Raw genomic sequence first — 25,474 nt, 5'->3', positions numbered from 1 at the left:
GGAGCTGACCATGCCGTACACCTCCCCGCGGCTCGGCCCGCGCGGATACGCCGGGCGCGGCGGTGGCCGCGTACCGTACGTCGAGGCGCCCCCGGAGTGGCGCGGCACCACCGTGCAGGTGTGCGGGCTGTGGCCGTTCGGGGTCGGGTTCAGCACGCCGGCGATCGGCGTGCCGCTCGGGCGCGAGCTGACCGGCGGCGCGACGCTGTGCTGCGACCCGATCTCCTGGTTCGCCCGCGCCGGTCTCATCCACAACCCGTCGGAGCTCGTGCTCGGCAAGCCGGGGCTGGGCAAGTCAACGCTGGTACGCCGCCAGGTCGTCGGCCTGGCCGGCTACGGCGTCACCCCGCTGGTGCTCGGCGACCTGAAGCCCGACTACACCGACCTGATCGCGGCCATGGGCGGCCAGATCATCAAGCTCGGCCGCGGGCTCGGCGCTCTGAACGTCCTCGACCCCGGCGAGATCGGCGCCGCCGCCGCGCGCCTGTCCGGCCTCGACCGGGAGCGCCTGCTGGCCGACGCGCACGGCCGCCGTCTGAACGCGGTCGCCGCCCTCGTCACCATCGTCCGCGGCCGCCCGGTGGCCGACACCGAGCGGACGATCCTGTCCGCCGCCCTGCGGGTCCTCGACGAACGCCACCCCGGCGTCCCCATCCTCCCCGACCTGATCCACGTCATCGACGCCGGCCCCGACCCCGTACGAGCCGTGACCCTGGCCCGCGGCAGCGAGGAGCGTTACCGGCAGGTCGTCGACCCCCTGCACGCCTCCCTGCTCGGCCTGGTGGACGGCCCGCTCGGGGACGCCTTCGCCCGCGCCACCACCACCCCCATCCGCTTGGACACCCCGGCCGGCTGCTGCATCGACATCTCCGGCATCGACGAGTCCGACCAGGAGTTGCAGGCCGCCGTCCTGCTGGCCTGCTGGTCGGAGGGCTTCGGCGCGATCGAGGCCGCCCACGCCCTGGCCGACGCCGGCCTCGCACCGCAACGCCGCTTCTGGGTGGTCCTGGACGAGTTGTGGCGCGTCCTGCGAGCCGGCCGCGGCCTGGTGGACCGCGTGGACGCCCTGACCCGCCTGAACCGCCAGCGCGGCGTCGGCCAGGCGATGATCACCCACACGATGAGCGACCTGCTGGCCCTCACGGAGGAGGCCGACCGTCTCAAGGCGAGGGGCTTCGCCGAACGCGCCGGCATGATCCTCTGCGGCGGCCTCCCCGAGGCCGAGCTGTCCGCCCTGACCCAGGTCGTGGGGATGTCCGCCGCCGAGCAACGCATGATCGTCGACTGGTCCACCCCACCCAGCTGGGACAACGCCCGGGCCCGCGACGGCGAACCCCCCGGCCGCGGCAAGTTCCTGGTGAAGGTGGGAGGCCGCCCCGGCATCCCCGTCCACGTGGACCTGACCCCGGCCGAGCTGGAGGTGGACCGCACCAACAGACGCTGGACCTGACCTGGAGCCCGCTCATCGGGCTGCTGTCGAAAGACCCTGATCAGCACGCCCTCCACCGCCGGCGAGAGGACCACACCAGATTCCCGCCCAGCGCAGACCCTTCACATAGGGGAGCCGTTGACTGTTTCGTCAGCGAACTGGTCTACTTTCCCGCCGTGACAACCCTGACGAACCTGCAGCCTGCACCCATCATCGACGAGACGGCCGGGCTGCTGACCGAGCACTACGTCTTTCCCGAGGTGGCCGGGCAACTCGCCGACCTGCTGCGCCGCCGTCTCGCCGAGGGCGCCTACGACGTCGGCAGCGCCGAGGAGCTCGCCGATCTGGTCACCGCGGACCTGCAGTCCGTCAACGGCGACAAGCACCTGAGGCTGAAGCACCACGCCGACCCGGTCTCCTCCGAGCAGGGCGCGGCGACCATGGAGTCCATCCGCCGGGACTTCGACACCTCACTGGGCGGCGCGCCCCGGGTGGAGCTGCTCGACGGAGGCGTCGCCCTGGTGGAGCTCGCGCCGATGCTGTTCCCGCTGGGCTGGGCCGCCGAGCCGCTGACCGCCGCGCTCACCCTGGCCTCCCGCGCCCAGGCCCTGATCGTGGACCTGCGCGGCAACCGGGGCGGCGACCCGGACACCGTCGCCTTCGTCTGCAGCCACCTCCTGGACAAGCGCACCCACCTCAACAGCATGTACTGGCGCAAAGGCGACCGCACCGAGCAGTCCTGGAGCCTCCCCCACGTCCCCGGCGCCCGCTTCGGCGGCACCAAGCCCCTTTACATCCTGGTCAGCACCACCACCTTCTCCGCCGCCGAAGAACTGGCCTACGACCTCCAGCAACTCGGCCGCGCCGTGATCGTGGGCGAGCCGACCCGCGGCGGCGCCCACCCGTGCAAGGGCTGGACCGTCCACCCCCACCTGGAAGTCACCGTCCCGACGGGCCGCGCCATCAACCCGATCTCCGGCACGAACTGGGAAGGCACCGGCGTACAACCCGACATCCCCTGCCCCGCCGAAAAGGCCCTCGACCAGGCGCTGGCCCAACTGACGAGCTGACGCATCGCCGGCCACCACGGCCTGCGTGGACGAGGAAGCCGATGAGTTCGCAGCGATGTCCGCCGCCAACCGCTTGCTTCCCGGGTTCGCTCCGTAAACGCGACAGCATGACGGCACCGCAGGAAGAGTACGAAGACCGTCACCGCCTGGTCGATCAACTCCGGCCTGGCCAGGTGCGGGAAGAGCGCGCGCGACTCCTCCACCTTGTCCACTCACGCACCGAAGAACCCGAGCACGGCCCCGACGGTACGCCCACCCTCTTCGGTGCCTACCAAGCCGGCCGGAGCGACGCCTCAGAACTGGTGGAAGACATCCTAAAGGAGGGCTACGGTCACGAAGCGTGATCGCAACCCGACACCGGCCCCATCGTGGCCGCGACCTTCCAGGATGACAAAAACCACGAGCGTTGCGTACGGGCGCGAAGGCGGAGGCAGCCTTCCTGCGTCTGCTTGACGCCGGCTGGTTCCGAGTCGTAGATCTCACCGAGTCCGACCTGCCGCGCGGGCAGCGGCGGCGAGGCGGACAGGCTCACATTGGCGTTCCGCGCGAGATACCCGGCCCGCTCAGCACCCATCAAGCGCCGAAAGCGCCACCCTCGCCCAAATCCGCCGCGCCTCCCCTGCCCGGGATCCTGCGCAGACACGAGATCGTGCTGCCACGCCGCCAGCCACGAGTTGCCGGCCTCGAACTCGGTGCTTCCCCAAGCCCCATCCACCCCTAGTCTTCTGGCTGTGCTCTTCCAAGAGATCAACGAGCTCATCACGTACGACGACCGTCAGCGCATGATCCCCACCGACCGCGACCGGCTGGCCGCGCTGGTCACCTCAGCCCGCACCGAGAACCCCACCGACTACACCACCCTGCGCGCACTAGGGGTGGGCCTGCTCGTCCTGGGCGAGCACGCCGCCGCGATCGACCACCTCACCCGCGCCCTCGCCCAGGCCGACACCGCCCGCAGACGCATAGCCGCCTCGCTCAACCTGGCCGACGCCCACCGCTACGCAGGCGATGCGACAACCGCAGAAGCCCTCTGCCGGGCAACGCTCACCCTCTCAAGAGAGGAAGCACCGGAAATGACGTGCTTCTCCCTCCAACACCTGGGCAAAGCCCTCACCGACCTGGACCGCATGCAGGAGGCCCGCGAGGCATTGCAGGAGGCCCTCGCCCTACGCACAGCCAAAGGCGACCCCAACCTGATCGCCAGCACCCAAGCAGCCCTGGAACTCCTGACCCACCGCCCTCAGCAGATCAGGTAGCGTCCGTCCGCAGCGCGGCCGGCACGATCTGCTCGTACGTCGGCAGGTGCTTGACCAGCCCGGTCATCCGGTGAAAGGCGAGGGCCGCCTCGAAGGAGGAGCGGGAGAAGCCGATGCTCGAGGGAATCTCGGTACGCATGAGCCCCGGCAGCTCGGTCAGCGCCTTGGGATCGATGCCCTTCAGATAGACGCCCAGCGACCGGATGATCTCATCGGGCTCGGCCTCGCGGGATGAAGCGCTGGGCGCGGCCGAGAGCAGCCTGGAAGGCCGCGACCTCTTTGGGCTTCTTGTCGATGATCCGCTGTGTGGTGAGCACGACCCCATGGGAGGTCCGATCCAATCCTGGCACGTCGCCGGCCTCCCCAGCGGCTTCCACCGGCTCGCCCGCCGGTCGAGCAGCCCGACGACCAGGTTCAGCAGCGCCGCGATCACGCTCAGCACGACGAGCGTGGCGAACCCCCTGCGGTGTCGAACTGCGCGGCCGCGTCGTTGATCAGGTAGCCGAGCCCCTGTTGGACGCCACCAGCTCACCGATCACGCCGCGCCCTGTTGTCCCAGATCCGATAGCCGCCGGGCACGCCTCTGGCGACGTAGCGCCTCTTACCCATGGCTCCTCACCTCACGATCCACGAGTCCAAGGGCCGAGCTCGACAATCAGCCACGCCACCCGATGAGCCAGGTCAAGGGAACAACCCACCGCTGCACCTGGAACGGCCAGAGGTCTCAACACAGTGATAGGGCCTCCACCTGCGCCCTAGGACGTCTCCCCTGTTGCAGGACATGCGGTCTTTCCGTCGCGCAAAGTACAGAGCAAAGCCGTGAGCACGAACCCGACCACCACGGAAAGACGCATCGCAAGATTGTCGCAATCCCCACCCGGACAGGTCGATACCCAAAACCCGCCGTCATGATCATTGCCCGCATAGTGCATGACTCCCAGAGACCCGCTGTGCCTATGCTGCCCTCGTGGACAGAGAGACGCTCGTTCAACTCCTCGACAACGCAGAAGGAGAAGCAATCCCTGCGTTCCGCCAGGCGCTCGCGGCTGGAGCCGACATCACAATATGGCCGGACCCGGTTGAGACGCTCTACCTGATCAGCACGTACCGGCGTCGCGCACGTCTCACTCACCGGCAAGAGATCCCATCCTTAGGCTTCGACGAGGCGGTCGCGCAGCTCAGCTCCTGCGAACATCAGCACCTCATCCTGGGCATGGTCACCAGCACGGACCCCGCCTACCACTTCCAGCTCTTCCTGGCCTCGGACGCATCACGCGTGGTCGCCTGCCTTGGCGTCAGCCGGCGTCCCCGCGAGGTACACCACTCCTGACTGAGATCACCCGAGAGCCACATGCCGCGCCGACGGGAGCACGGTCCCATGGTTCTGTCAGTGACTGTTTGTATCGTTTCACGTCGTCCTGCGCCGATAGACAAGGAAAGATCATGGGAGATTGGTTTCAGACGATCGTGGACGTCCAGGCGACTCCTGAGGAGGCGGAAACTCTGGCGGCGGACGTTCGGAGCTGGCTGATTTCCGCAGGAATCGTGTCTGCAGAGCCCACGCACTGCGTCCTAGGCGCCGATCTCGGGCACCCGCCCGGCCCGCGCGCCGATACAGCGGTAAATTCGTCCGGTTGGAGCGTGCCCTGGCATGACGGCCTCGCCATCACTGTCGGCCGTACCGTCTTCGACGCGGGGCAGGGCGACCCCATGGCCGTTACCTGCCCGCACTGCTCGATGACGACCCACCTGGTCGACGAGGGCTTCGAACTCAACTACGAGGTATGGGAACCCTTCCGTGCAGTCGTACGAGGCTGGGATGAAGGAGACGACATCATCATCGCCTGTCCAGGCTGCGCGCAGCCGGTCGAACCGACTTCCTGGAAGTGGGCCGATGACTACTTCGTACTCGCCCATCTCGGCTTCACGTTCTGGAATTGGCCACCGCTACGCTCGCAGTTCGTCAATGAGCTCGCTCGCCACCTCGCCGATCACCGCACCGTGCTCCTCGAAGGCAAGCTCTAGCCAGCGCCCCGGAGTTCGCCGGGTTCGCCCAGGCGGTGAAAGAACTGGGACTTCGTAGCACTGATCACAGTCTCCGCGACTCCCCGCCGGGTCACGCCCCGGGGGCGGCGGTCCAGAGTGTTGTCCCCCCAACCAATAAGATCGCCCGATATGCCCGCATTTTCTCGCCGGCGGCGACGGACAGCGATCCCCGTCGCCGTAGCTCTGATCGCCGTCCTCGGTCTGGGCATCGCCGTCTACCTGACGGTACGCACCAAAGGCTCGCCCCAGCAGACGGCGACCGCGTTCCTGACGGCCTGGCAGCGCGGCGACCTGTCCGCCATGAAGGCCCAGGTGCTGGAGCCGCCCCGAGACTTCGACGGCATCTACAACGCCTTCACCAAGGGCTCCCAGGCCAAGCGGATAATCATCCATGGCATCCGCGTCCGCCCCAAGACGTACTTGAATTTCGGGGAGACCGCCACCTACTACGCCTCGTTCGCCGTCACCCTCGACGGACCGGTCCCCTACACCTATGACGGACAACTGGAGATCATCGATTTCGATCGCGCCTGGAAGGTGCACTGGTCACCGACGGCGATCCACCCCGAACTACAGGAGGTCGGCTTCAGCGAGGTGCGGCAGATCCGCGTCGTACCCCAACGCGACGGCTCCTCCTGGCTCGTCCTTCTGGAAACACGTGCCAAGGGAGAGCAGGCAGGACGACTTTTCGCCGACGAAGGCCTCAAACTGGCGGCCATCCTGGCCGACTCAGCGCAACCTGGGGTCACTGGGTGATCGTCATCGCGAGGACCGGTTCATCGCGCGTCAGGTGAACGGGCGCATCCGCCGGACACAGGCCGGCAGAGGCTCCAGCCGTACAGGCTTCAGGACGCCGCAGAAGTCCGGTGGGCCGGGGCTGAGGTACGAAGCCCTGGACCGGCCGGCGGACCTTGGGCATCGCATATTGCACGTCATGGTGAGCTGTTGCTAGAACCAGGCCGGCACCTATCCGCGTCCCCCCTGGCTGTCCCTACCAGATGGAGTGCTCATGCCCCTGACCGCTGAGACTGCAACCGCCATCGAGCAGCACTTCACCCGGTACGGAAGACGGCGCCACAGATTGGCACGCCTGTATGGCGACACGGTGAAGTTCCTGGTCGCCCAACACGGGATAGAGGCCCTTGACCGAATAGAGGTGGATATCCCGTGCGCATGCTGCGACGAGGAACAGGCGCGTGCGGAACGGCTATCGTGGATAAAATCCAAGTACCGCCGACGGAGGACCGCCCGTCGATAAGGGAGGAATGAAACCCTCCGAGCCCCCGGGGACGGGTGGCAGAATCGAACCGCGCTGTCAGCTTGGGAATTGCTGGAATCTTGGCCTGTAGGGGTGTTGACCTGGCTCTGAAGCCGGTTGTGCGTGACCATGGTTGACCCCTCGCTACCTCGGTTGATGGCACGACCATCCTGATGTGAGCGGTGGAAGCGGTTACTGCGGTTGGTGCCGGTCAGGGTGACGGCGAGCGGGATGCCGGTGGCGTCGGTGATCAGGTGGTGCTGCCGGCCCGCCCTCGATCAACCGGGAACGGGCTCGACATACTCGGACATACCGGCGATCCCTACGGTCGACTTGTCCGCAAGAATCGACTCTTGGGGGAGACCAATGACGAGCAACCGTACCCGCTGGGTCACCGCCGTCGTGAGCGGCCTGGCCGCCGCGACCGTCGGACTCACCGTCTACGCGCCCGGTGCCCAGGCCCGCGGCGGCCTGGACGACCCGAGCAAGGCGAGCAACGTCAAGACCCGGGACACCGACACCGTCTGGTCGGGGCCGTTGGGCTTGAAGTGTCAGGTGCGCACAGGCACGTACAAGGGCACGACCTATGTCTGGGGCCGCATAACCAAGGAGCGCACCGGCACGTTCAAGTCGCTGAAGAACGGTGTCGGCATGAGCCAGCTGGACGTCGACCTGGGTCCAGGGCAGACGCACTACAGCCGGGGCATGGTGTTGCAGAAGGGGTACACCTACGAGACGTCCTTCTTCGAAGGCAAGTACCGCTGCAAGGCCAAGTGGACAAACAAGTAGACGGCTCCTGAGCTGGATTGCTGGATAGCCGGATTCCGGGATCGTTATTCGGCGTACGTTGTGATCTTTGTAGCGAGCCCGGCCGGACAGAGCAGAGATCCGGTGGCCGAGTGGGCAGGACACAGCGTCGACGTCCTGGTGCGGGTCTACGCCAAGTGCATCTACGGTCAGCAACGCGACGCCATGCACCGTATCTGGCAACCCGCCCAATAACCCAACGGACGCCTTCGTTGGCGGTTCCGCAGCTACAACCGCGCGCGCGGTCCGCGCCAGCCGGCGACGGGCCGCTTCATCCGCCGACGGCCTCGGTGTAGCGGCGGGCGAGCGTGCGGACGTGCTCGACCAGCTCCGGCGGGCCGTCCACGCGGAAGTCCATCATCAGCATGCTGAGGTAGATCGCGATGGTCTCCATGGCGTCGGCGCCGGTGACGAGGACGCAGGTGCGCGCGTCCACCGCCTCCACCACGCCGACGGCAGGGTTGATGCGGGCGATCACGGTCTCCGCCGGCGCGAGGACGGTGACGCGGGCGTGCACCTTCCAGCCGGTCTGCGCCACCTCGCGCAGGACGAAGGCGACGAGGTCGTCATCGGGCAGGGAACGGGCGGCGAAGCGGCGGGACGTGGAGCGCACCTCGGTCAGGCCGGCGACCGGCAGCGCCCGCCAGGCGTGCGTGCCCAGGTCGTAGGCGACGAGGAACCAGCGGCGCCGCCAGCTGATGAGACGGTAGGGCTCGACCTCGGTCTCGACGCCGGCGGGGGCCACCAGGAGGGTCGCGCCGTCCCGGATGGCGCCGGCCAGGACGGTGAGGGTGGCGGCGGGCACCGGCGCGTCCGGCTCGCGGGAGCCGACCGTGGCGGGCCCGACCGCGGTGGCCGACCGCAGCGCGGTCACCTTGCGCTGCAGGCGTTTCGGCAGGATCTGCTGGAGCTTGGCGAGTGCCCGCCTGAGGCTGACGTCGATGTCGGCGATGCCGGTGGAACCGTCCCCGGCGAGGTCGACGGCCAGGGCCACGGCCACCGCCTCGTCGTCGTCAAGCAGCAGCGGGGGCATGTTCGCGCCCTGCCCGAGCCGGTATCCGCCCACGGCGCCGCGCGCGGCGTGCACCGGGTAGCCGAGCTCGCGCAGGCGCTGCACGTCCTGCCGCAACGTGCGCTCGGTGACGCCGAGGCGCGCGGCGAGCTCGCGGCCCGTGTAGGACCGGTCCTGCAGCAGGGAGAGCAGCCGGAGCACCCGGGTCGTCGTAGGAGCCATCGATTCCTCATTCCGCGCCGGATTTATTAGGAATAAAAATAGCCTAATAGCGCCCTAAGCTGGTCTCACCAGCAAGAAAGAACCCCGAAAGGTGCGACCATGAACGCCATCGACAGCGCCACCGTCACCTCCCTGCGGCCGGTCTGGCGCCAGGTGCTGGCCACCTCCTATCGGGCGCTGGAGGACAGCGTCGCCGGAGTGCGGCCGGGCCAGGAGGACAACGCCACCCCCTGCTCGGCCTGGACGGTCACTCAGGTGATCCAGCACGCTGCCGGCGACCAGCTCGCCTACGCGAAGATGCTCGGCATCGGCGCCGGCCCGTCCTACGACCCCTTCTCGCCGTCCGGCACCGTGGACGGCACCGCCAGCGCCCTGGTGAAGGAGGCCATCGAGCAGACCGCCGCGGCGTGGGCGACGGTGTCCGACGACACAGAGACGGTGCCGACGCCGCTGCCGCACGGCGATCTGCCCACCCCGGTCGCGGCCGTGATGTGCGCGCTCGACGCCGCCGTGCACGCCTGGGACATCGTGATCGCCGCCGGCGGGCCGTCCCCGCTCGACGAGGAGCTCGCGGGCCACCTGCTCGCCGCCGCGCGACAGGTCGTCGAGCCGCTGCGCCAGTGGGGCGCCTACGCCGCCGTGGTCGAGGCCGGCGGCGCCCCGTCCGCCACCCCGGTGACCGACGAGCTGCTCCGCTACCTCGGCCGCGTCCCGCGCTGAGCGGTTCACGCGCCGGAAGGGGTGGCACGGAAGAGCGTGCCGGGCAGCGCGATGCCGGGCACCGACAACACCGGAAACGTTCCGAGCGAGCCGCCGATGGGCAGGCCACCTCGGCGGTGCCCGTGCCGGCCGCTCCGGAGGCCCGGTAGGTCGCGGTGACCTTCGCCAGGTCCTTACGCATGGCGTGGTAGGTGAGGTCCTCAGGAAGGCCGTCGGTGTGCCGGTCGACCAGGGTGGAGACGTACGGGCCCGGTGAGACGTCCTTGCTGAGCCACGTGGTCACCAGCGTGTAGGTCAGCCCTTCGGGGCGGGAGCCTGTGCCGCCTGGGCGGGTACCGCACTGATCGTCCCCGCCAGCAGAACAGCGAGGAACGCCTTACCTGAAGTCATGATGTCGCTTCAAGAATGAAGGGGTACACGGGTCTCACCGGGGAAGCTCGTCCGTCCACTCGGTGATCAGCTGGATGAAGTGGCCGTTGTTCGCGCCCGCGATCCCGCCTGTGGCGGTGGGCAACCAGTTGGTGCGGGTCACCCGGGACGTCTCCGGATCGACCACCATCCTGGCGTCGTACTTGCCGCGCTGGATCAGCAGTTCCTCGCCGCCCTCGGTCGTGCCGACCCGCTGCACGCCCGGCAGGTCGGCGAGCGCTCGGAACGCCGCCGATCGGACGTCCGCAGGCGCGGGAAGCTCTGCGACCAGCGAGGCCAGCGGCAGGAGGGCGACGTCCTCCCCGAAGCTGGGGTCGCCGTGCTGCATCGCGGTGACCTTCTGCCGCAACGCCTGGGGGTCCGTCGGCAGCGCCTCGAGGTCCTTGACGGAGACCTCGGTGCCGCTGTCGGCGGGGCCGATCCAGAACGTGCCCGAGTCCGCCTGCACCACGGGGGCCCCGTCGTCCGATCCTCTGGTCCACCGGCGGCCGTCGCGCGTGGTCCAGCTCTCCTCGAAGACGCGCCCACCGGTGTCCTTCTCCCGCTTGATGTGCCAGTACCTCCCGGAACCCTGCGGCGTGCGCTGCGCGCTCTCCGCGGCTACGAGCAGGACGTTCCTGGCGGAGGTCAGCGGCAGGGCCTCGCCGGCGGAAACCGGCGGTTGCGCGGGAACGGTGGCCTGGTTCGTCAGGACCACGACGGCGGCGGCCGCCGCCAGCCCGGCGGCGGCGACGCCCGCGACCCGCACGGTCAGCGGCCGGCGGGCCCGCTGGGGTCGGTGGGGAGCCGCCGTACCGGCCATCGCGGCCAGCAGCCGCCCGCGCGCGCCGGCCAGGGCCTCCGGGCCGGTCTCCGTCACCTCTGCGCGCAGTTCGCTGATCAGCTTGAGGTCATCCATGGTCTTCTTCTCTCGTCTCGGTTGGATTGGCGCCGCCCAGGGCGTGCGCGACCTTGCGGCGGGCCCGCGACAGGCGCGAGCGGACGGTGCCGACGGGCACGCCCAGCGCCTGGGCCGTCTCCTCGTACGTCAGATCGCCCCACGCGATCAGCAGCAGCACGTCCCGCTCGCCGCGGCCGAGCTTCGCCAGCGCGGCGGCCAGGCTCTGCCGCGTGGACGACGCGGAGACCTTGGCGGCCACCCGCTCGTCGAACGCCGCGATCACCGGGTCCTCGCCCGTCCTGGCCAGCGCCCGGTAACCGCGCACTTCGGCGCGCCGGTGCAGGCCGATGAGGTTCGTGGTGATGCCGTACAGCCAGGGCAGCGCCTGTGTGCGACCGGACTCGTAGCGATGGCGCGTCTCGAAGGCCCTGGTGAACGTCTCGGCCACGACGTCCTCGGCGTGATCGGGGCCGAGGCGCCGTACGACGTAGCGGTGCAGGGCGGCGGCATGGCGATCGAAGAGCTCGGCGAAGCACTCTGGTGTGTGCAACGACGCTTCGATGATGGAGGCGTCATCCCGGTCGTCCACCAGCCCCGTTCGTCCTCTTGAGGGTGGTGGTTCCGTCAAGACGTGCTCCCGTTCTGAGGTGATTGTCACAACTGTCTTTATCCGTAAGGCATTTCACGGTTCCATCGGACGGTCCGAACCAGCGAGACCCTGGAGGTAGAGCCAGGTCCACCTGCGATCCTCATCCGTCCGCCCATGTGCATCCCGAGCCGGGGCGCTTGGATCACGGTCATGATGGCGAACGAGCGTTTTCCCGGCAGATGGATCGAAGGCGCCGGCCTGATCCTGGGGCCGATCCTGGTGCTGGCCGGCGTGCTGCTGAAGCTCGGGCACGACGCGTTCTTCCCCGAACAGCTCGCCGCCTTCGCGACAGGCCCCGCCCGGATGACGGCCGCGTACAGCTGCTTCGCAGCCGGGCTCGTGCTGCTGGCCGCGGTCCTGGCGCTGGACCGGAAACCACAGGTGCACGGTTCGTCGCCCCTGGATGACGATCGGGTCGTCGAGCCTCTCGGTTCGACAGGACGCTTCCCGATAGCGCCGGTTTTCAGTTCTGTGTCTACGGCAACGATGACTGGTGGACAGAAGCAGAAGAGGTCTTCATGAACGGGGCCAGATGGATGGCATTGAGGAAGGCCGTAGCCGCGGCGGCCGCCCTGGTCATCGCGGCCGTGCTTTTCTGGACCATCGTGCTGAAAGACGATCGGGGGCCACTAGCCTGGCCATGTAGGCCCGACTGTGACGCGCCGCGCAGCGAGGTCGTTGCCACGCTTGACCGCGGAGAACGCATGGACTGGGCGGATATCATCATCACAAACCCAACGGATCGGTCGGCACGTATCGAGTCCATCCAGTTGCTCGGGCGACGACCGGCGCCGGAGATGCTCCTGATGGAAGCGCGCGTCGTAGGGCCCGGGCGCAGGCTGGGCGGTGGGATCTTGCGTGCAGGCAGTGACCGCCACGAGTGGGGCAGCGACCCAGTTCCAGCGAAGGGCGCGACGATCCCAAGCTCGGCGGAGGATCCAAGCCGCCGGGGAGTCGCTTTGGTTCTGACGGTGGCCGCTACATCGGCGGGTCTCACACAGTTGCACGGCATCGAGATGACGTATCGGATAGGCGACGACGTCTACACCGACCGGTTTTTCGGTGATCTCTTGATCTGCCCGCGCGCCATGGTGGGCAAGTCCGAATGCAGAGTCGACCCCACCTCGTGACGCGGAGCGCTGACCAGCAACCGCCCGTTCCGTTGCCACCTCAACGGTAGTAGTTGCTCATGTGCGGTTACAGCGGCCCCTCGGGCAGTGCGGGCTCGCCGCATTCCCACCAGCAGGGCGAAGGCGGCGACGTGCAACGGCATCGACAGGCCTGCCCTGGTGTCGATGGGCAGTAGGTAGATGAGCACCCCCGTACCGCGGCGTCGAGGAGCAGCCCGGCTCCAAAACGAGGCCCAGCGCGGTGAAGCGGCGGCGCAGTGCGGCCTCAGTACGCCACCGTTCCTCCCAGCGCTCAGCATCGTTGAGCCGGCCGATGACGGCGTACATGATGATCCTGCCTATGACTCAGGAGCCCACGAGGCGCAGGCCCGCCGCGCCGGTCAGGATCGACTCCTTGGCGAGCAGGATCCTGGCTTCCGTGAGCAGCGACGCGACGAGCAGTACCACGAAGGTGACGCTGACGAGGGCTGCAAGGCCGTTCAGTCTGCGGCGTACGACGGCGACGTAACCCACTCTCGCCAGGGCGGCGGACCCGCCCACGGCGTTGCCGGAGATGGCCCCGTACCCGCCCGCGCCCTGAGGCTCGGCCGCGTATTGGCCGTGACATGCCGTAGGCGACCGGTGATCGTCGTAGACGGCCGGACACAACGCGAGAGGCCCGTCACCACGTTTCCGCTGGTGACAGGCCTCTTCCCGCTGGTGTGGCAGGTGCAAGGTTCGAACTTGCGTAGGCTGAGCCGACGGTTTTACAGACCGCTCCCTTTGGCCACTCGGGCAACCTGCCGTGCCATCCGCTCTCGCGGCGACAGAAAGAAGGATAGCGGACTTCGGAGGTGTACGTGACACCGGTTTGTCCCGAGCCGGATCTCTTTCGATCTCCGCCAGGCCCACCACGCCAGTGGGAGGAGCGGCGGATGGGGTCAAAACGGATGGATCGGGCGTACGGGAGGGTCGGGGTACGGGGTGAGCAAGGGGGCGGGGTCCTGCACGGCGGGCCGATGCTGGCTAGGCTCGTGCGCTGGGTCCGTGCGTTCGAAGCCGGGCCGGTTCACCGCAGCTGAGAGGATGGGTGCTTTGGCCGATTCATCTTTCGACATCGTTAGCAAGATCGACCGCCAGGAGGTCGACAACGCCCTCAATCAGACGGTCAAGGAGCTCGGACACCGCTTCGACTTCAAGGGTACGGGGGCGAGCATCAGCTGGTCCGGACAGAACAACATCGAGATCAAGGCCAACAGCGAAGAGCGGGCGAACGCGGCGTTCGACGTCTTCAAGGAGAAGGTGGTCAAGCGCGGGCTGTCGCTGAAGGTCCTCGACGCCGATGAGCCGAAGCTGTCCGGCAAGGAGTACCGCCTGATGGTGAGCCTCAAGGAGGGCATCGATCAGGAGCACGCCAAGAAGATCTCCAAGCTGATCCGCGATGAGGGCCCGAAGGGGGTCAAGGCGCAGATTCAGGGCGAGGAGCTTCGGGTCAGCTCCAAGAAGAAGGACGACCTCCAGGACGTCATCGCCCTGCTCAAGGGTAAGGATCTGGACATCGCCCTGCAGTTCGTGAACTACCGCTGAATGCTGAGCCGGCTCGTGTTCCGGGGCACAACGGCGGCGGACCGCGCCGTCCAGCGACGCGCCTTGTGCCTCGGGCCGCTCCGTTCCGGCCGAAACGTCCCGTCGTACGACCACGACCGCTCCGTTCCGGCCGAAACGTCCCGTCGTACGACCACGACCACGCCGCTTCGGCCCGAAACGTCCCACCGCACGACCACGACCACGCCGCTTCGGCCCGAAACGCCCCATCGCACGACCACGACCACGACCACGACCGCGCCGTTTCGGGCCAGTACGTCCCGTCGTACGACTGCGACCGTATGCTCCATAGACGTGACGAAAATCCCCCTGCGTCGCTTCACGGCGCGCGTGCTGCCCATCGACGAGCATGACCGCGTCCTCCTGCTGCACGGTCTCGATCCGGCTCAGCCGGACAGGCGATTCTGGTTCACGATCGGCGGGGCCAGGGAGGACGGCGAGACGCTGCAGGAGGCGGCGGCGCGCGAACTGTACGAGGAGGTCGGCGTCCAGGCGCGGGCCGAGGAGTTTACGGGGCCGCATGCCGAGGCGCTGGTCGAGTTCGAGTGGGGTGACTACGCCTTCACTCAGGACCAGGCATTCTTCGCGATCCGGCTCGGCGGGCAGGCTGCGGTGTCGTTCGAGCACATGGAGCAGATCGAGAAGGACACGACGCTCGGGCACCGCTGGTGGAGCGCCGAGGAGCTCGAGGCCACCGACGAGACCGTCTTTCCTGAGGACCTCGCGGTGATCCTGCGGAAGATCACCGCGACCGAGTAGGCCTCAGCGGCGGTAGCCCGCCATGCGCTCCAGGCGGGCCACCCGCTCCGAGGTGGGCGGGTGGGTGGAGAACAGGCGGCCGAAGCCGGAGCCGCTGAACGGGTTCGCGATCATCATGTGGGAGGCCGAGGTCAGGCGGCTGTTCTCGGGAAGCGGAAGCCGGCGGGCGCCCATCTCGATCTTGCGGAGGGCCGAGGCGAGGGCGAGCGGGTCGCCGGTGAGCCGGGCGCCCGATTCGTCCGCCTGGAACTCCCGCGTACGGGAGATCGCCATCTGCACCATCATGGCCGCCACCGGGCCCAGCACCATCATCAGCAGCGCGCCGAGGAAGCCCGGCCCCTCGTCGTCGTCGGAGCCGCCGAAGAACACGGTCACGTAGCTGAGCCAGGTGATCATCGTGGCGAGCGCGCCCGCCACCGAGGAGATCAGGATGTCGCGGTTGTACACGTGGGACAGCTCGTGCCCGATCACGCCGCGCAGCTCGGACTCGTCGAGCAGCCGGGTCAGCCCGTACGTGACGCACACGGCCGCCTTGCGCGGGCTTCTGCCGGTCGCGAACGCATTCGGCTGCGCCGTCGGCGAGATGTACAGGCGCGGCATCGGCTGGCGGGCCTCGGTGGACAGCTCGCGGACGATTCGGTAGAGGGTGGGCTGCTCGACCTCGCTGACCGGCCTGGCGCGCATCGCCGACAGGGCGATGCGGTCGGAGAAGAAGTACGCGACGCCGTTGCTCGCCAGCGCGAGCATGAGCGCGACCTGCACACCGGTACCGCCGCCCAACCACGCGCCCACCGCGAGAATCAGCGCCGACAGCCCGCCGAGCAATACGGCGGTGCGCAGACCGTTGTGGTGCAAGGTCCCCCCCTTCGTGGTCCGGGTTCACCACGTCCAACGATGATGACCCGGCTCTTCGTTCCCCAATGTGCTCACGTGGGGGCGGAGCGCGACGCGCGGGGGGTCAGGACAGGGACGACACGTCGAGCACGAGCTGCGGCGCGAACGAGAACAGCACGGCCGCCACCACGGCCACGCCCATGGCGTACCAGGCGGTGGCGGGCGCCCTGAGCGGCGCGCGGTCGCCGGGGGCGAACAGGCGGGCGGTCCAGACCGCGTAGTAGTAGAGGCCGATCACGGTGTTGACGGCCATGACGAGCGCCAGCCAGCCGGCGCCGCCCGCGACGATCTCGCGGAAGACGAACACCTTCGCGAACAGCCCGGCCAGCCCGGGCGGCAGGCCGGCCAGGCAGATCAGGCAGAACGCGAGCGCCAGCCCGGCCACCGGGCGCCGGAACACCAGGCCGCGGTAGTCGTCGAGCTCGGTGCGGGAGACGAGCATGACGACGGTGAACGCGCCGAGGTTCATGGCGGCGTAGATGACGAGGTACGCGATGGACGACCGCACCGCGGACTCGCCCGTCACCGCGAGCGGCGCGAGGATGTAGCCGGACTGCGCGACCGAGGACCAGGCCAGCAGGCGTACGGCGGACCGCTGGCGCATCGCGAGCAGGTTGCCCACGGTCATGGTGAGCGCGGCCACGATGCCGACGATCGGCGCCCAGGTGTCCGCCTGCCCGCCGAGCGCGGCGACCAGGACGAGGATCAACCCGGCGAATCCGGACGCCTTCGAGATGACCGAGAGCAGCGCTGCGACCGGGATGGGCGCGCCCTGGTAGACGTCGGCCACCCACGCATGGAACGGCACCGCGGCGATCTTGAAGGCGAACCCGGCGACCACGAGCACCACGCCGACCGTCACGACCGCGGGCAGGCCCTCGGACATGGCCTCAGGAGCCCCTGGGGCCGCCACCTGGCCGCCGAACACGCCGGACAAGCGGGACAGATAGACCGTGCCCGCGATGCCGTACAAGAGCGACACGCCGAACAGCATGATCGCGGTCGAGACCACCGACACCACGAACAGCTTCACCGCCGCCTCCGACGAGCGGCCGTCGTAGCGTTTGAGCGCGGTGAGGGCGAAGACGGGGAGCGAGACCAGCTCGAGCGCCACGACGAGCATGATCAGGTCGCGGGACGCGGGCAGGCTGACCGCGCCGACGAGGGTGCAGAGGAGGAGGAAGTACCACTCGCCGACGGGGATGCCGCCGCGGGCCAGCTCGGTCATCGACATCAGGACCACCACCGCCGCGGCCACCAGCACCAGCCCGGCGAACACCAGCGTGAAACCGTCGGCCACGAACGAGCACGTCATCGCCGTTCCGCCCAGGTTCCGCGGGACGCAGAACGTCGACCGCGAGCCCGTGCCGAGCGCCTGCGCGACCACGAACCCGGCCGCGATCACGACCCCCGCCAGCGTCAGCAGGCCGCTCAGGAGCGGGCGGGACGGCAGGAACGCGTCGAGCACCAGCACCAGGGCCGCCGTCAGGGCGAGCACCAGCGGGGGTGCGATCACGAAGTAGTCAATCTGCTGGATCATGAGAGGGCTCCCAGCAGGGCTTGCACGGGGGGTGTGGTCAGGGAGAGCAGCAGGCCGGGCCAGAGGCCGAACAGCAGGGTCAGCACCACCAGCGGCGTCCAGGCCAGCCACTCGTTGGGCTCGACGTCGGGCCCGTCGGGCGCCGGAGTCGCTCGTTCCGCGGTCGCGGTCACAGTGGTGGTGGCCGCCGCATCGGGCTCCCGGCCGATCGGTGCGACCGGGCGCTCGTCCGGGACGGTGCTGGGCATCAGGCGGTCGTCGACCGCCGGCCGTTCCGTCCCGGCGGCCGCGCTCGGCCGTCCGTGGGTGACGCGCGACAGCATGACCAGGAAGTACGCCGCCGTCAGCACCGCACCCAGCCCGCCGATCACCATGTACGTACGAAACAACCCGAGCGGCAGCCCGGCACCCGGCTGGAACGCCCCGAGCAGCGCCAGCATCTCGCCCCAGAACCCGGCCAGCCCCGGCAGCCCCAGGGAGGCGATCGCCGCGAACGTCAGCAGCGAGCCCAGCCTGGGCAGCCGCGCCAGCAGGCCGCCGCCCAGGGTGGGCATGTCGGCGGTGTGGTGGCGTTCTTTGATGGCGCCGGCCAGGAAGAACAGCAGGCCGGTGATGAGGCCGTGGGCGACGTTCGCGAAGAGTGCGCCGTTGATGCCGACCGGGGTGAGCGTGGCGAAGCCGAGCAGGACGAAGCCCATGTGGCCGACCGACGAGTACGCGATCATGCGCTTCAGGTCACGCTGGGCCAGACAGGCCAGGGCGCCGTACACGATGCCGACCACCGCGAACGCCCCCAGCCACGGCGCCACCGCCGCCGCCCCCTCGGGCAGGACGGGGATGGCGATGCGGGCGAAACCGTACGTGCCCATCTTCAGCAGCACGCCCGCGAGCAGCACCGAGCCGACGGTGGGAGCCTCGGTGTGGGCGTCGGGCAGCCACGTGTGCAGCGGCCACATCGGCGTCTTCACCGCAAGACCCACGCCGATCGCCACGAACGCCAGGATCTGCACGGACCTCGACATCCCCGCCCCGTGGGACTCGGTGAGCGCCACGATGTCCAGCGTGCCCGTCTGCGCCCACACCAGCAGCAGGCCGAGCAGCATGACGACCGAGCCCAGCAACGTGTACAGGATGAACTTGACCGACGCCGCCCTGCGCCCCTCGCCGCCCCAGAGGCCGATCAGGAAGTACATCGGGATGAGGACGATCTCGAAGAAGACGAAGAACAGCAGCAGGTCGAGGGCCAGGAACGTGCCGATCATGCCCACTTCGAGCACCAGCAGCGTGAACACGAGCGCCCTCGGCCGTGCCCCCACGGATCCGCGTCCCCGGCTGAGGTAGACGAAGCACAGGAACGTCAGCAGCGCCGTCAGCGTGACCAGCGGCAGCGAGATGCCGTCGACGCCGAGGTGGAAGCGCAGCCCCAGGTCGGGGATCCACGGCAGGTCCAGCTCGAACTGCATCGCGGCCGGGCGGGCGTAGTCGAAGGCCGCCACGAGCACGAGGCTCGCGACCAGTGTGACGGCCGAGAGGATCAGCCCGTACGTTCTGAGCACGGGGCGCAGGGCGTCTGGGGCGAGGAGGAGCAGGAGAGCGCCCAGCAGCGGCACGGCCAGGAGGACGACCGTGATCCAGGCCATCATCTGCACACCACCGCCCGGAACCGCCCCGTGATCGGCGTCGAGGGCCAGGCCATCATGCGCACATCACCGCCCGGGTCCGCCGCGTCATGTGAACACCACCGCCCCCACCGCGATCAGCAGGACGCCGGCCAGGAGGCCGCTCACGTAGAGCTGGACGTTGCCGTTCTGGGCCAGGCGCAGGACCGCCGACAGGCCGCGGGCTGATGTGCCCGATCCGCGTACGGCGCCGTCCACGACCGTGTCGTCCGTCCTCACGACCGCCGTGGCCAGGGCCAGGATCGGGCGGACGAACAGGGACGCGTACAGGGTGTCGGCGTAGAACGCCCGCTCGCACGGCGCCCGCAGTGGCCCCAGGAGGCGGGCCGGGTCGGCGAGGGGGTCGCTGCGCCAGAACGCGTAGACGACGCCCGAGCCGAGCAGCGCGAGCACGACGCTGACGGCGGCCACGCCGAACGCGACGTGCAGCTCACCCGCGAAGCCGAGCAGCAGGGCGGGGACGGCCAGGACGGCGACGGGGACGAGCATCGTGCGCGGGGCCTCCCTGGCGTCCACGACGTGGGCGGTGCCGGGCGGCGGCTCCGGGAGCGCCACGGCTCTGGGCTCGCCGAAGAAGGTCCGCAGCCAGGCTCTGGTGGCGTACGCGCCGGTGACGGCGACGGTCGCGAGCGCGCATCCGTACAGGAGGAGGGCCGCCGCGTCGGTCAGGCCGGGGCCGGCCAGGGCGCGGTCCATCGCGAGGAGCAGGCCGTCCTTGCTGAAGAAACCGCTGGCCGGCGGGAGGCCCATCAGGGCGGCGAACCCGATCGTCATCGTCACGAACGTCACCGGCAGCTCCCTGCGCAGGCCGCCCATCTGCGTCATCAGGTTGGAGCCCACGTGGTGGATCACCACGCCCGCGCAGAGGAACAGCAGCGCCTTGAACGCGCCGTGCGTGAGCAGGTGGAAGACGGCCGCGGTGTCGGAGCCGGCCGCGAGCCCGCCGGCCATGTAGGCGAGCTGGCTGACCGTGGAGTAGGCGAGCACGCGTTTCAGGTCGTCCTGGGCGAGGGCGGCCAGCGCGGCGCCCAGCATGCCGAGCGCCGCGATGACGGCCAGCACGTCGAGCGTGGGACGTGCGGCGAGGAACGCGGGGAACAGCCTGGCCACGATGAAGATGCCGGCCGCGACCATCGTGGCGGCGTGGATCAGCGCGCTGATCGGGGTCGGGCCCGCCATGGCGTCGGGCAGCCACGTGTGCAGCGGCACTTGGGCGCTCTTGCCCGCGACGCCGGCCAGCAGCAGCATCGTGGCCGTCACGACCGTCGCCGTGGACATCTCGGGCACCTTCGCCAGGACGTCGGCGATGCGGAAACTGCCCGCGCCCATGCCGAGCACGAAGATGCCGAACAGGAAGCCGACGTCACCCAGCCGCGTCACCAGGAACGCCTTGATCGCGGCGCGCGAGTTGCCGCGGTCTTCCCACCAGTGGCCGATGAGGAGGTAGGAGCAGAGGCCCATGATCTCCCAGCCCACGTAGAGGACCAGGAGGTCGCCCGCGTAGACGACCAGGAGCATCGCGCTGGTGAACAGGCTGATGAAGGCGCTGTAGGAGGGGTAGCGCGGGTCGTCTTTGAGGTAGCCGACCGAATAGACCTGGACGGCCAGCGCCACCAGGGTCACGAGGACGCCCAGGACGGCGGAGAGCGCGTCGGCCTGGAGCGTCAGGGAGATCGGGACGCCGCCGGTGGTGATCGTGCCGTAGGTCTGGCCGGTGGGTGGGGCTGGTGTGGTGGTGTGCGTGAAGTAGCTGAAACCCGGCGTCCAGGCCAGCCAGGCCGCCAGGACGGCTGCGGCCGCGGTGGGGAGGATGGCGATCCAGGCCGCCCGGTCGGTGCCCGTGGTGGTCGTCGGCGGTCTGCCTGGGCGCCGGCGGGACAACAGCAGACCGGCCGCCGCCGCGGCGAACGGGAGCAGCACGGCCAGAAGGGGGAAGGTCGTCATCGCTTACCACCGCCTCGGTTGACGGGGCGCTCGGAGTCGTCCTGGGCCTGGTCGGCGGGTCTCGCGGGCTCGGCCGTCGTGCTGGGGCGACCGTCGGGTGGACTCGCACGACCGTCCCCGACCTCGTGGGGCGTGCCGGCGTGACCGGCCGCGGCACGGGTGTGGTCGTCGGTGGGGCTTGTGATGGGGCCTGGGCTGTCGTCGGCGGGCTCGGTGAGGGCGCGGAGGTGGTCCAGGTCGATGGTCTGGCGGTTGCGGTAGAGGGCGAGCACGATGGCCAGGCCCAGGCCCACCTCGGCGGCGGCGATGACGATGACGAAGAGGGTGAGCACCTGACCGCTGTGCAGGCGATCGCCCAGCCACACGTCGAACGCGACCAGGTTGAGGTTGACGGCGTTGAGCATCAGCTCGACCGACATCAGGACGAGGATCGTGTTGCGTCGAGCGAGCACGCCGTAGACGCCGATGGAGAACAGGAGCGCGGAGACGACCGCCGGGTAGACGATGTGCACTACTGACCCCCGGTCTCGTCGGGTGGTGCGCCGCCCGCGGCCTCGTCGGATGGCGGGCCGTTCACGCTTTCGTCGGATGACACGTGGCGCACGGTCTGGTCCGAGGATGTGCTGCGCTCGGGTCCGTCGGATGGTGAGGGGCTCTGTCGGTTGCCGGGTGTGGGGGCGGGGCCGTTGTTTCCTTGCTGCTGCGCGGAGGCGCGGGCGGGGGCGCCTGGGATGTCGGTGCGGGACAGGACTATGGCGCCGATCAGGGCCGCCAGCAGGAGGACCGACAGTGCCTCGAAGGGGAGGACCCAGGTGGCGAAGATGCTGGCGCCCAGCTCCTTGGCGGCGCCGGGGCCTGGAGTCAAGGGTGTGTAGGCCGTGCGGAAGCCGTCGATCACGACCGTGACGAGGATCGCCGCCGTCGCCACCGCCACCACGGCCGCCACCACTTTGTTGCCGCTGTCGAGGTCGGCGGAGCGGCCAATGGGGGCGCGGGTGAGCATGATGCCGAACAGGAGCAGCACGATGATCGCGCCCACGTAGATGAGCACCTGGACCCAGGCCACGAACTCCGCCGTGAGAACGAGGTAGCCCCCGGCGAGCGCGCCGAAGCAGACCACGAGCCAGAGGGCCGCGTGGACGATTTGCTTGGTCATGACGACGAGCAGCGCCGATCCAACCGCTACCGCTCCCAGCAGCAAGAAGACGATCTCTTGCCCGGTGGGTGACAGGTAGGAGGGCACCGCCTCGGTCACGACTCCTCCTCGGACTCCTCCGACTCGTCAGGACCGAGCCGCCCTGGGGGGCGGATGGACCGTGGATCGGCCATCCTGCGCCGGCGGCGGCTCGCGGCAGAAGTCTGCCCTTGCTGATCGGGCTTCGGCGGCGGCTCGTCTTCGGCTGTGGACAACTCGCCGGGAGGCGGCTCGCCTGTGGATGAAGGCCCTTCTCGGTCTTTCTGTGCGGGGTTTTCTTGTGGTGCGGGGTTCTCTTGTGGTGCGGGGTGCTGGTCTTGTGGTGCGGGTTGCTGGGTCGCGGCTGGGGTGCCCTTCGCCTCTTGAGGCTGTGGGGCTGGGCTTGTGGAGGGTTCGTCCTTCGACGGGAGGGCGCCTGGAGGGCGGATTCCTCGTACGTTCGTCATGGCGCGGCGAGGACGGCCACCTGGGCGGGACGGCCCGGCGGTGGGGCCCTGTTCGGCGGGCGTGGCGCCCTGAGTGAGCCCCGCATCGGATGCCGGTGTGGCGCCCTGGCCTGCGCCGGAAGTCGCCGTTGTGCCCTGGTCTGTGCCGGCAGTTGCCGTGGTTCCCTCATCCCTGCTGGGTGTTGTGGCCTTCTCCGGGGTTGGTGTGCGCTTGGCCGCGGGTGGCTGGTCTCGCTTGGGAGATGCGGGGCGGGGTGGGCGGCGGGCTGCGGTCAGCTCCTTGGGGGGCTCGGCACCTGGGTCGTGGGCGGGCGGCGGGGGGACGGTCTGGACCCAGGTGGACAGTTTGTCCTTCTCGTGGAGGAGGTTGCGGATGTCGCCTTCCGCGTACTCGAACTCCGGGGACCAGAAGAGCGCGTCGAACGGGCAGACCTCGATGCAGATGCCGCAGTACATGCACAGCGAGAAGTCGATCGCGAAGCGGTCGAGGACGTTGCGCTGCCTGGCCCGGCCGCCCTCAGGCGCCGGGATCGTCTCCTTGTGCGAGTCGATGTAGATGCACCAGTCGGGACACTCGCGGGCGCAGAGCATGCACGAGGTGCAGTTCTCCTCGACCAGCGCGATGACGCCACGGCTGCGGGGCGGCAGGTCGGGCTTGACCTCGGGGTATTGCTGCGTGACGGATTTGCGCAGCATGTGGCGAAGGGTGATGGACAGCCCCTTCGCCAGTCCCACTCCCGGTATCCGCCCCATAGTTCAACATCATGACGCACTTGGGGCTGGACGTGAATGAGGGAGTGGGTTGTCCCCAGGTTTTCCACAGCTATCCACAGGCTGGCGGGTAGTTATCCACAAGCTGTGTGCATGTCCGATATGAACGGGTGGCAGGGCGATAGTCTCTCCGCCATGCAGCACAGCCATCCGATCCGGCCCAGCGGCCTGCGGTGGACGGCCGCCGTGGTGTGGGCCTGTCTGCCGCTGCTCACCTGCGGCTTCGCGACCCCGTTCACGGTGGGGTTCGCGGCGTTCTGGCTGCGTAACGTCTGGCACGGGGTGGCGGCGTGTGTCTATCTGGTCGGCATGGGGTCGTTCACCATCGCCGTGCTGGCCTACCCCAATGACGACGCTCCCGCCGAGCTGACCGTGCCCGTCACGCTGGGGCTCCTGCTCAGCTGGGTCGGCGGGGTCATCCACTCGGGGATTCTGGTGCCGTTCATGGCCAAGGCTCGCATGACTGCGGTTTTCGCTCCGGCTGCGACTCCGACTCCGACTCCTCGTCCCCCTGCCGACGTGCGGCAGCGCACCACCGCTCCGTCCGTGCACCGGCCGCTGGGGCAGCCGCAGTGGATCGGCCACTACCGCGTGGAGCGGCAGCTCGGGCGCGGCGGGCAGGGGGCGGTCTATCTCGCCATGGCGCCCAACGGGGTGCGGGTGGCGGTGAAGGTGCTGCACGATCTGGTCGATGACGTGGCCAGGACGAGGTTCGCGCGGGAGGTGGAGGCGGCGCGGCGGGTGGCGACGTTTTCCACAGCCCGGGTGCTCGACGTGAACATCGGCGGGCGGCACGCGTACATCGTCAGCGAGTACGTGGACGGGCCGTCGCTGGAGCAGCTCGTCAGGAACCACGGGCCCCGGGATGAGGACGGTCTGACGCGGCTGGCGTTGTCCACAGCCGGGGCGCTGGCGGCCATCCACAAGGCGGGGGTCGTTCACCGGGATTTCAAGCCGAGCAACGTGCTGATCGGGCATGACGGGCCGCGGGTGATCGACTTCGGCATCGCCAGGGCGCTCGATCAGATGACGATGACGTCCGGGAAAATGGTGGGCACTCCGCCCTACATGTCGCCTGAGCAGCTCAAGGGCGAGACCGTGGGGCCGCCGTCCGATGTGTTCAGCTGGGCGGTGACGATGGTGTTCGCGGCCACCGGGCGGCCGGCGTTCGGGGAGGACACGGTGCCGGCGGTGTTCAATCGGGTGCTCAATCATGCTCCCGATCTGTCGCGGTTGCCGGCCGGCTTACGCGACGTCGTGGGCGCCTGCCTGAGCAAGCAGCCCACGGATCGTCCGTCGGCCTCCGACGTGATGCTGGCCATCGTCCGCTGACCCGCTCGGCGCGATGCCCGTCGGCAGTCCCCTCAGTTGGACCAGGTGAAGCCGTCGGTGCCGACCTGGCCACCGCTGGGCGGATCGGTGACGGCATTGGCGGGGCTCGCGGCCATGAAGCCGACGACGGTGATCGCTATGGCCGCGACGACCTGTGCTGCTGCTTTCTTCGAGATCATGTGACACCTTCGGGGGCGTGGGTTGGAGGCTCTCGTGGGAGCCTTCTGGTCTGCGCGGGGTGCGGTCAGTTGGACCAGATGTACCCGTCGGTGCTGGGCGGGTCCGTTGCGGCGTTGGCGGGGGCGGCGGCCAGGATGCCGGTGGTGATGATGGCGGCGGCTACGACCAATTTCGCGAGCAGGCGTTTTGAGAGCACGTGAACACCTCCGTACGGGACGTTCCTTCTCGGATGGTGATCGTAC

The 25,474-nt window shown here is 69.1% G+C and carries 27 protein-coding genes, 1 tRNA gene and 2 pseudogenes; 14 read left to right on the top strand and 16 right to left on the bottom strand.

All coding sequences use genetic code 11. From position 1 onward, the window contains the following. Nucleotides 1-10 precede the first annotated feature (10 nt). The 4 genes from AB0K12_RS36050 to AB0K12_RS36035 all read left to right on the top strand — a co-directional run bounded on the left by AB0K12_RS36050 (nucleotide 11) and on the right by AB0K12_RS36035 (nucleotide 3,755). On the top strand, nucleotides 11-1,450 hold the full coding sequence (locus tag AB0K12_RS36050; protein ID WP_364375589.1) for an ATP/GTP-binding protein: 1,440 nt from the start codon (nucleotides 11-13) through the stop codon (nucleotides 1,448-1,450). A gap of 155 nt (nucleotides 1,451-1,605) precedes the next feature. Further along, entirely contained in the window at nucleotides 1,606-2,499 is an 894-nt protein-coding gene (locus AB0K12_RS36045) for a S41 family peptidase (RefSeq protein ID WP_364571458.1), read from the top strand. 107 nt (nucleotides 2,500-2,606) lie between these two features. After that, a complete protein-coding gene (locus tag AB0K12_RS36040; RefSeq protein ID WP_364571455.1) occupies nucleotides 2,607-2,843 on the top strand; it encodes a hypothetical protein in 237 nt (78 codons plus the stop codon). A gap of 387 nt (nucleotides 2,844-3,230) precedes the next feature. Further along, nucleotides 3,231-3,755, top strand: coding sequence for a tetratricopeptide repeat protein (locus AB0K12_RS36035; protein WP_364571453.1), 525 nt, complete (start codon nucleotides 3,231-3,233; stop codon nucleotides 3,753-3,755). Here AB0K12_RS36035 and AB0K12_RS36030 read toward each other — a convergent pair. Next, on the bottom strand, nucleotides 3,748-4,197 hold the full coding sequence (locus tag AB0K12_RS36030; protein ID WP_364571451.1) for a hypothetical protein: 450 nt from the start codon (nucleotides 4,195-4,197) through the stop codon (nucleotides 3,748-3,750). The two genes, AB0K12_RS36035 and AB0K12_RS36030, sit on opposite strands and share 8 nt — an antisense overlap. Before the next feature lie 525 nt (nucleotides 4,198-4,722). Between AB0K12_RS36030 and AB0K12_RS36025 the strand changes: the two genes are divergently transcribed. The 3 genes from AB0K12_RS36025 to AB0K12_RS36015 all read left to right on the top strand — a co-directional run bounded on the left by AB0K12_RS36025 (nucleotide 4,723) and on the right by AB0K12_RS36015 (nucleotide 6,557). After that, nucleotides 4,723-5,085 (top strand): hypothetical protein, encoded by a 363-nt coding sequence (locus AB0K12_RS36025; protein ID WP_364571449.1) that lies wholly within the window; start codon nucleotides 4,723-4,725, stop codon nucleotides 5,083-5,085. 113 nt (nucleotides 5,086-5,198) lie between these two features. Further along, entirely contained in the window at nucleotides 5,199-5,780 is a 582-nt protein-coding gene (locus AB0K12_RS36020) for a hypothetical protein (RefSeq protein WP_364571447.1), read from the top strand. Nucleotides 5,781-5,930: 150 nt separating this feature from the next. Next, nucleotides 5,931-6,557 (top strand): NTF2-like N-terminal transpeptidase domain-containing protein, encoded by a 627-nt coding sequence (locus tag AB0K12_RS36015; protein WP_364571445.1) that lies wholly within the window; start codon nucleotides 5,931-5,933, stop codon nucleotides 6,555-6,557. Between the two features lie 693 nt (nucleotides 6,558-7,250). Here the strand turns inward: AB0K12_RS36015 and AB0K12_RS36010 are convergent. Beyond that, nucleotides 7,251-7,334: pseudogene (locus AB0K12_RS36010) on the bottom strand (IS5/IS1182 family transposase); the annotation flags it as partial. 91 nt (nucleotides 7,335-7,425) lie between these two features. Between AB0K12_RS36010 and AB0K12_RS36005 the strand changes: the two are divergent. After that, on the top strand, nucleotides 7,426-7,848 hold the full coding sequence (locus AB0K12_RS36005) for a hypothetical protein (RefSeq protein WP_364571443.1): 423 nt from the start codon (nucleotides 7,426-7,428) through the stop codon (nucleotides 7,846-7,848). Nucleotides 7,849-8,137: 289 nt separating this feature from the next. Here AB0K12_RS36005 and AB0K12_RS36000 read toward each other — a convergent pair whose 3' ends face one another. Beyond that, nucleotides 8,138-9,100, bottom strand: coding sequence for a WYL domain-containing protein (locus AB0K12_RS36000; RefSeq protein WP_364571441.1), 963 nt, complete (start codon nucleotides 9,098-9,100; stop codon nucleotides 8,138-8,140). Between the two features lie 99 nt (nucleotides 9,101-9,199). Between AB0K12_RS36000 and AB0K12_RS35995 the strand changes: the two genes are divergently transcribed. Next, nucleotides 9,200-9,820: a TIGR03086 family metal-binding protein gene (locus AB0K12_RS35995; protein ID WP_364571439.1), complete on the top strand. Its 621-nt coding sequence runs from the start codon at nucleotides 9,200-9,202 to the stop codon at nucleotides 9,818-9,820. A 424-nt stretch (nucleotides 9,821-10,244) separates the two neighbouring features. Here AB0K12_RS35995 and AB0K12_RS35990 read toward each other — a convergent pair whose 3' ends face one another. Both AB0K12_RS35990 and AB0K12_RS35985 read right to left on the bottom strand, forming a co-directional pair. Next, nucleotides 10,245-11,147: a CU044_5270 family protein gene (locus tag AB0K12_RS35990; RefSeq protein ID WP_364571437.1), complete on the bottom strand. Its 903-nt coding sequence runs from the start codon at nucleotides 11,145-11,147 to the stop codon at nucleotides 10,245-10,247. Next, nucleotides 11,140-11,718, bottom strand: a complete 579-nt coding sequence (locus AB0K12_RS35985) for an RNA polymerase sigma factor (protein ID WP_364571435.1) — start codon at nucleotides 11,716-11,718, stop codon at nucleotides 11,140-11,142. The genes AB0K12_RS35990 and AB0K12_RS35985 overlap by 8 nt, the downstream gene beginning before the upstream one ends. 210 nt (nucleotides 11,719-11,928) lie before the next feature. On the opposite strand from AB0K12_RS35985, the gene AB0K12_RS35980 reads away from it, so the two are divergent. Together AB0K12_RS35980 and AB0K12_RS35975 are read left to right on the top strand one after the other, a co-directional pair. Next, nucleotides 11,929-12,300, top strand: coding sequence for a hypothetical protein (locus tag AB0K12_RS35980; RefSeq protein ID WP_364571433.1), 372 nt, complete (start codon nucleotides 11,929-11,931; stop codon nucleotides 12,298-12,300). Further along, nucleotides 12,297-12,908, top strand: a complete 612-nt coding sequence (locus tag AB0K12_RS35975; RefSeq protein ID WP_364571431.1) for a hypothetical protein — start codon at nucleotides 12,297-12,299, stop codon at nucleotides 12,906-12,908. The genes AB0K12_RS35980 and AB0K12_RS35975 overlap by 4 nt, the downstream gene beginning before the upstream one ends. Before the next feature lie 345 nt (nucleotides 12,909-13,253). Here AB0K12_RS35975 and AB0K12_RS35970 read toward each other — a convergent pair whose 3' ends face one another. Both AB0K12_RS35970 and AB0K12_RS35965 read right to left on the bottom strand, forming a co-directional pair. Continuing rightward, complete coding sequence (locus AB0K12_RS35970; protein WP_364571429.1) at nucleotides 13,254-13,421, bottom strand: hypothetical protein; 168 nt, start codon at nucleotides 13,419-13,421, stop codon at nucleotides 13,254-13,256. Nucleotides 13,422-13,610: 189 nt separating this feature from the next. Further along, nucleotides 13,611-13,692: transfer RNA gene (locus AB0K12_RS35965), tRNA-Tyr, on the bottom strand. 290 nt (nucleotides 13,693-13,982) lie between these two features. On the opposite strand from AB0K12_RS35965, the gene AB0K12_RS35960 reads away from it, so the two are divergent. Then, complete coding sequence (locus AB0K12_RS35960) at nucleotides 13,983-14,474, top strand: YajQ family cyclic di-GMP-binding protein (RefSeq protein ID WP_364571427.1); 492 nt, start codon at nucleotides 13,983-13,985, stop codon at nucleotides 14,472-14,474. 312 nt (nucleotides 14,475-14,786) lie between these two features. Continuing rightward, complete coding sequence (locus AB0K12_RS35955; RefSeq protein WP_364571425.1) at nucleotides 14,787-15,251, top strand: NUDIX domain-containing protein; 465 nt, start codon at nucleotides 14,787-14,789, stop codon at nucleotides 15,249-15,251. A 3-nt stretch (nucleotides 15,252-15,254) separates the two neighbouring features. Here AB0K12_RS35955 and htpX read toward each other — a convergent pair whose 3' ends face one another. The 7 genes and pseudogenes from htpX to AB0K12_RS35920 all read right to left on the bottom strand — a co-directional run bounded on the left by htpX (nucleotide 15,255) and on the right by AB0K12_RS35920 (nucleotide 23,645). After that, complete coding sequence (gene htpX / locus AB0K12_RS35950; RefSeq protein WP_364571423.1) at nucleotides 15,255-16,106, bottom strand: zinc metalloprotease HtpX; 852 nt, start codon at nucleotides 16,104-16,106, stop codon at nucleotides 15,255-15,257. 103 nt (nucleotides 16,107-16,209) lie between these two features. Next, a complete protein-coding gene (locus AB0K12_RS35945; protein WP_364571421.1) occupies nucleotides 16,210-17,685 on the bottom strand; it encodes an NADH-quinone oxidoreductase subunit N in 1,476 nt (491 codons plus the stop codon). Next, nucleotides 17,682-19,325, bottom strand: coding sequence for an NADH-quinone oxidoreductase subunit M (locus AB0K12_RS35940; RefSeq protein WP_364571697.1), 1,644 nt, complete (start codon nucleotides 19,323-19,325; stop codon nucleotides 17,682-17,684). Before AB0K12_RS35940 ends, AB0K12_RS35945 begins: the two co-directional genes overlap by 4 nt. A gap of 87 nt (nucleotides 19,326-19,412) precedes the next feature. Next, nucleotides 19,413-21,308 carry an NADH-quinone oxidoreductase subunit L gene (locus AB0K12_RS35935; RefSeq protein WP_364571419.1) on the bottom strand — a complete coding sequence of 632 codons (1,896 nt, stop codon included), beginning with the start codon at nucleotides 21,306-21,308 and terminating at the stop codon, nucleotides 19,413-19,415. A 197-nt stretch (nucleotides 21,309-21,505) separates the two neighbouring features. Next, nucleotides 21,506-21,820, bottom strand: a pseudogene (nuoK, locus tag AB0K12_RS35930) (NADH-quinone oxidoreductase subunit NuoK); the annotation flags it as partial. After that, nucleotides 21,820-22,563, bottom strand: a complete 744-nt coding sequence (locus AB0K12_RS35925; RefSeq protein ID WP_364571417.1) for an NADH-quinone oxidoreductase subunit J — start codon at nucleotides 22,561-22,563, stop codon at nucleotides 21,820-21,822. The gene AB0K12_RS35925 and the pseudogene nuoK, both read right to left, overlap by 1 nt. Beyond that, the gene (locus AB0K12_RS35920; RefSeq protein ID WP_364571415.1) at nucleotides 22,560-23,645 is read right to left on the bottom strand and encodes a 4Fe-4S binding protein; all 1,086 of its coding nucleotides are present in this window, start codon (nucleotides 23,643-23,645) and stop codon (nucleotides 22,560-22,562) included. Before AB0K12_RS35920 ends, AB0K12_RS35925 begins: the two co-directional genes overlap by 4 nt. Before the next feature lie 210 nt (nucleotides 23,646-23,855). On the opposite strand from AB0K12_RS35920, the gene AB0K12_RS35915 reads away from it, so the two are divergent. Then, nucleotides 23,856-25,052 (top strand): serine/threonine-protein kinase, encoded by a 1,197-nt coding sequence (locus AB0K12_RS35915; RefSeq protein ID WP_364571413.1) that lies wholly within the window; start codon nucleotides 23,856-23,858, stop codon nucleotides 25,050-25,052. Nucleotides 25,053-25,084: 32 nt separating this feature from the next. Here AB0K12_RS35915 and AB0K12_RS35910 read toward each other — a convergent pair whose 3' ends face one another. Together AB0K12_RS35910 and AB0K12_RS35905 are read right to left on the bottom strand one after the other, a co-directional pair. Then, nucleotides 25,085-25,231, bottom strand: coding sequence for a hypothetical protein (locus AB0K12_RS35910; RefSeq protein WP_364571411.1), 147 nt, complete (start codon nucleotides 25,229-25,231; stop codon nucleotides 25,085-25,087). Between the two features lie 65 nt (nucleotides 25,232-25,296). Beyond that, entirely contained in the window at nucleotides 25,297-25,428 is a 132-nt protein-coding gene (locus tag AB0K12_RS35905) for a hypothetical protein (protein ID WP_364571409.1), read from the bottom strand. Between the last annotated feature and the right edge of the window lie 46 nt (nucleotides 25,429-25,474).

This window comes from Nonomuraea sp. NPDC049419, from assembly GCF_040676995.1.
Classification (GTDB): domain Bacteria; phylum Actinomycetota; class Actinomycetes; order Streptosporangiales; family Streptosporangiaceae; genus Nonomuraea; species Nonomuraea salmonea.
Note: the sequence above shows the minus strand (reverse complement) of the source record. Positions and strands in the feature narration are given on the sequence as shown.

Coding starts and splice junctions, on each gene's coding strand:
- AB0K12_RS35945 (WP_364571421.1), bottom strand. CDS start 17,685: ATGATCCAGCAGATTGACTACTTCGTGATCGCACCCCCGCTGGTGCTC.
- AB0K12_RS35920 (WP_364571415.1), bottom strand. CDS start 23,645: ATGCTGCGCAAATCCGTCACGCAGCAATACCCCGAGGTCAAGCCCGAC.
- AB0K12_RS35940 (WP_364571697.1), bottom strand. CDS start 19,325: ATGGCCTGGATCACGGTCGTCCTCCTGGCCGTGCCGCTGCTGGGCGCT.
- AB0K12_RS35935 (WP_364571419.1), bottom strand. CDS start 21,308: ATGACGACCTTCCCCCTTCTGGCCGTGCTGCTCCCGTTCGCCGCGGCG.
- AB0K12_RS35980 (WP_364571433.1), top strand. CDS start 11,929: ATGATGGCGAACGAGCGTTTTCCCGGCAGATGGATCGAAGGCGCCGGC.
- AB0K12_RS36020 (WP_364571447.1), top strand. CDS start 5,199: ATGGGAGATTGGTTTCAGACGATCGTGGACGTCCAGGCGACTCCTGAG.
- AB0K12_RS36015 (WP_364571445.1), top strand. CDS start 5,931: ATGCCCGCATTTTCTCGCCGGCGGCGACGGACAGCGATCCCCGTCGCC.
- AB0K12_RS35990 (WP_364571437.1), bottom strand. CDS start 11,147: ATGGATGACCTCAAGCTGATCAGCGAACTGCGCGCAGAGGTGACGGAG.
- AB0K12_RS36050 (WP_364375589.1), top strand. CDS start 11: ATGCCGTACACCTCCCCGCGGCTCGGCCCGCGCGGATACGCCGGGCGC.
- AB0K12_RS36040 (WP_364571455.1), top strand. CDS start 2,607: ATGACGGCACCGCAGGAAGAGTACGAAGACCGTCACCGCCTGGTCGAT.
- AB0K12_RS35995 (WP_364571439.1), top strand. CDS start 9,200: ATGAACGCCATCGACAGCGCCACCGTCACCTCCCTGCGGCCGGTCTGG.
- AB0K12_RS35975 (WP_364571431.1), top strand. CDS start 12,297: ATGAACGGGGCCAGATGGATGGCATTGAGGAAGGCCGTAGCCGCGGCG.
- AB0K12_RS36005 (WP_364571443.1), top strand. CDS start 7,426: ATGACGAGCAACCGTACCCGCTGGGTCACCGCCGTCGTGAGCGGCCTG.
- AB0K12_RS35915 (WP_364571413.1), top strand. CDS start 23,856: ATGCAGCACAGCCATCCGATCCGGCCCAGCGGCCTGCGGTGGACGGCC.
- AB0K12_RS36000 (WP_364571441.1), bottom strand. CDS start 9,100: ATGGCTCCTACGACGACCCGGGTGCTCCGGCTGCTCTCCCTGCTGCAG.
- AB0K12_RS35910 (WP_364571411.1), bottom strand. CDS start 25,231: ATGATCTCGAAGAAAGCAGCAGCACAGGTCGTCGCGGCCATAGCGATC.